Annotated in this window: 5 protein-coding genes; 2 read left to right on the top strand and 3 right to left on the bottom strand. The window is 55.1% G+C overall.

Annotated features, from left to right (window positions below; translation table 11 throughout):
* Positions 1-157 precede the first annotated feature (157 nt).
* Positions 158-550, top strand: coding sequence for a hypothetical protein (locus ACMX3H_RS18240; protein WP_415211804.1), 393 nt, complete (start codon positions 158-160; stop codon positions 548-550).
* Between the two features lie 5 nt (positions 551-555).
* Positions 556-1,107, top strand: a complete 552-nt coding sequence (locus ACMX3H_RS18235) for a hypothetical protein (RefSeq protein WP_415211803.1) — start codon at positions 556-558, stop codon at positions 1,105-1,107.
* Between the two features lie 262 nt (positions 1,108-1,369).
* Here the strand turns inward: ACMX3H_RS18235 and ACMX3H_RS18230 are convergent, their stop codons facing one another.
* From ACMX3H_RS18230 to ACMX3H_RS18220, 3 genes are all read right to left on the bottom strand, one after another.
* The gene (locus ACMX3H_RS18230; RefSeq protein ID WP_415211802.1) at positions 1,370-1,744 is read right to left on the bottom strand and encodes an ABC transporter permease; all 375 of its coding nucleotides are present in this window, start codon (positions 1,742-1,744) and stop codon (positions 1,370-1,372) included.
* An 11-nt stretch (positions 1,745-1,755) separates the two neighbouring features.
* Positions 1,756-2,097 (bottom strand): ABC transporter permease, encoded by a 342-nt coding sequence (locus tag ACMX3H_RS18225; protein WP_415211801.1) that lies wholly within the window; start codon positions 2,095-2,097, stop codon positions 1,756-1,758.
* Positions 2,098-2,162: 65 nt separating this feature from the next.
* Positions 2,163-2,542 (bottom strand): IS66 family transposase (locus ACMX3H_RS18220; RefSeq protein WP_415211800.1); only part of this gene is annotated, 380 nt, incomplete at its 5' end.

Genomic DNA, 2,542 nt, shown 5'->3' with positions numbered 1-2,542 from the left:
CCGTTCAAGCATTCAAAATAAATGAAGTGCTCCTGTGTTTTTGCAAACAATTCTGGACTGTCCAAAATAGCCATTTTTTAGAGTTCAAAGGAGTCCAGAATTGACTGCAAATTAGTCCAGAATCTTTTGCATCGCTACAGCTCCCGACGGTCAATCGGTGCCTGCGCTGGTACAGACCACCAAACGCGGCGAATTTTTCGTGCTCAATCACGAGACAGGCCAGCCGATTTCGCCGGTTGAGGAGAAGCCTGTTCCACAAGGCGCGGTGCCCGGCGATCATACCTCGCCGACGCAGCCTTTCTCCGTGGGCATGCCGTCGCTAGCGCCACAGGATCTGACGGAACACAGTATGTGGGGCGCGACGCCGATAGATCAAATGATGTGCCGCATTCAGTTCCGTAATATCTACTACAAGGGCCAGTTTACGCCGCCGCAGTTGAAAAGCACCATCGTCTATCCCGCTTTTGATGGCGTTATCGATTGGCACGGTGTGTCTATTGACCCAACGCATAAAATCCTGGTGCCAATGCGAATTACATCCCCTTTATGATCAGCATGGCGCCCCGTGCCCCTGCCGAGCAGCAGGGATTGGTGCAAAAATGGAATGGCCAGGGCAACGAGCCGCCGGTAAAAGGCAATTTCTTGCCGCAGTACGGCACGCCTTACATCGGTATGGTCCATCCCTGGCTTAACCCTTTAGGCGTGCCTTGTAATGCGCCGCCCTGGGGGACGCTGACCGCGATTGATTTAGTAAAACATCAAATCATCTGGCAGCATCCGATCGGCACCACTCGCGATACCGGGTTGTTCGGCACCCATACCAACCTGCCATTGCCCACCGGTATTTTCAATATCGGCGGCAATATGGTGACGAAGGGGGAATTGGTCTTTATCGGCGCTACCGCGGACGATTATCTGCGCACCATCGACGAACACACCGGCAAAGTGGTGTGGCAAGCGCATCTGCCCTCGGGGGGACAGGCGACTCCGATGTCGTATCAGGTTAACGGCAAGCAATACATCGTTATCGCGGTGGGCGGCCACGCGGGGCTCGGCACGCGCAGCGAATTATGTTCTGGCTTACGCGCTGCCATAGCGCGGCGGTGATAAGCGCTAGGCTCACAGGTTGCCGTCACCCTCGGGAAAAGGCGCCAGACTGGCCCGCCGGCCCGGCGCCTTGCCTTTCGTCACAGCGTAGTCGTCTTTATATTCCAGGGGCGCCGATACACGGAGCCCCCTTTTATTTTGCCATTCAGCGGCGAACGGTCGGCGCGGCGAGCCTCACCGGCTGGTCGGATAACGGCCACCCTGCCCGAGATACCTTACCCACGCGCGCCGGCGCCTCAGGCATGTTGCGGTTTTGGCGCCGTTAATGACGAAACACGCGGCTCAAACCGGCGACCCGGTCAATAATCACCATGGCGATGAGGGAGATCAGGATAAGCGAGCTGGCTAATACCGCGGCTACCGCGTCATATTGAAATTTAATATAGGAATAGAGCTCGACCGGTAACGGCGTCCAACCGTGCGGCGACAGAAACACCGAAATGGGGAAGTCGTTCCAGGATAATATAAAGCACAGCACTATACTGGACAAAATATCGGTGTGAATCGCCGGCAGGGTAATATGAATCAAGGTTTTAAACCGCCCTACGCCCACGTTGCTCGCGGCCTCTTCGCAAGAGGCGTCAAATTGATGCAGGCTGGCCGACAGCATGCGGAACGCATATGGAATCAGGTGCAACGTGTGGCCGATTAATAACGGTAGCAGCCCTGCCCCAGCCCCATTTTGACGAAATAGATATACAGAGTCAGGCTAAAGATGGTGGTAGGGATCAATAACGGCGACATGATGAACAAATTGATCAGCTTCTTCCCGGCGAACTGATAACGGGTAAAGGCAATGGCCGCGGGCAACACCAACGTATTGGCCAAGAGCGCAGACGCTATTGCCAGGAAAAAACTCACCCCCATCGCATGCAAAAACGTATCAGAAGTCCAGGCGGCCGTGAACCAGCGTAAAGTGAACCCCGTCGGTGGCAGAATAAACTCGCGGGGGTTAATGGCCACCACCAGCGTGATAATTATGGGAAACACCAGGAAAAACAGTAAGCGTACGCCCAGCGCCGTATTGACAGTTATTCAGCAGGGATGGTGAGGTTCTACGGCAGGAGCTCTTTGATTTTGTTGATGGGATGATCCGCGATAATCACCAGCACATGGCGCAGATACGCTTCCGGCTCCACGCCGTTTAGTTTGCAACTGCCGATCAGCGTATACATCAGTGCCGCCTGGTCGCCGCCTCTATCCGAACCGAAGAACAGATAGTTCTTGCGACCCAGGCTTATTACCCGCAGCGCGTTTTCAGCGATATTATTGTCGATCTCCGCCCCGCCATCGCTGGCGTAGTAGCACAACGCCCGCCAGTGGTTCATCAGGTAGTTGAACGCCTTTGCCGTATCGGCCTGGCGCGACAGCGTGGTGAGTTTTTCCCGGACCCAACTCTCCAGACCAACAAGTATTGGTCGGGATCGTGCTTCGC

Source organism: Sodalis sp. (in: enterobacteria), assembly GCF_047607725.1.
Classification (GTDB): Bacteria; Pseudomonadota; Gammaproteobacteria; order Enterobacterales; family Enterobacteriaceae; genus JBLKSS01.
The sequence above is the reverse complement of the archived record's forward strand: the minus strand, read 5'-3'. Positions and strand labels throughout refer to the sequence as shown.